Genomic DNA, 910 nt, shown 5'->3' with positions numbered 1-910 from the left:
TTCATTATGTATTAAAATTAGAGTTGTGGCTTGGCTCTGCTAACACGTTGCTCATAGGAGATATGGTAGAGCCGCAGACACGTCGTATGCAGGAACGTGCTGCGGCTGGCTGGTGAACTTCCGATAGTGCGGGTGTTGAATGATTTCCAGTTGCTACCGATTTTACATATTTTTTGCATGAGAGAATTTGTACCACCTCCCACCGACCATCTATGACTGTACGCCACTGTCCCTAGGACTGCTATGTGCCGGAGCGGACATTACAAACGTCCTTCTCGGTGCATGCCACTGTTGCCAATGACCTGCCTAGGAATTGGTTAGCAAGTTACTACCGGATTTTGTAAAAACAGCCCTCCTCATATAAAAAGTATTCGTTCACTTCCGATAAGCGTCGTAATTTTCTATCTTTCATCATATTCTAGATCCCTCTGAAAAAATCTTCCGAGTTTGCTAGGCACTGATACATAACTCTTTTCCAATAATTGGGGAAGTCATTCAAATCTATAATAGGTTTCAGATTTGCTTCAATAAATTCTGACTGTAGCTGCTGAAACGTTGCGGTTGAACTATATTTCCTTATAACTTTTACGAAAGAGTTTCTTTGAGTAATCACTTCACTCAAGTGCTTCCCTGCCTCCAAACGATACCTGTTAGCAATATTTAATAGCTTGAAATGATGAAGAGCTCTGTGTTTGTCTTCCTGCCTCCAGTTCGCCGGGCATTCAACATAAAAACTGATAGCACCCGGAGTTCCGGAAACGAAATTTGCATATACCCATTGCTCACGAAAAAAAATGTCCTTGTCGATATAGGGATGAATCGCTTGGTGTACCTCATCTACTGCGAAAACTTGACCTTTCTCTCCCATATTGCAGTCGCGGCACGATGGAACTAAATTAATAGGCATCAC

At 42.4% G+C, this 910-nt stretch carries 1 protein-coding gene; it reads right to left on the bottom strand.

Going from position 1 to position 910, the window contains the following annotated elements:
• Positions 1-418: 418 nt before the first annotated feature.
• A partial coding sequence (locus tag CSC70_RS13725; protein WP_425501595.1) for a hypothetical protein occupies positions 419-910 on the bottom strand: 492 nt, incomplete at its 5' end.

Source organism: Pseudoxanthomonas kalamensis DSM 18571 (genome assembly GCF_010211745.1).
Taxonomy (GTDB): domain Bacteria; phylum Pseudomonadota; class Gammaproteobacteria; order Xanthomonadales; family Xanthomonadaceae; genus Pseudoxanthomonas_A; species Pseudoxanthomonas_A kalamensis.
This window is presented reverse-complemented; position numbering and strand designations above follow the sequence as displayed.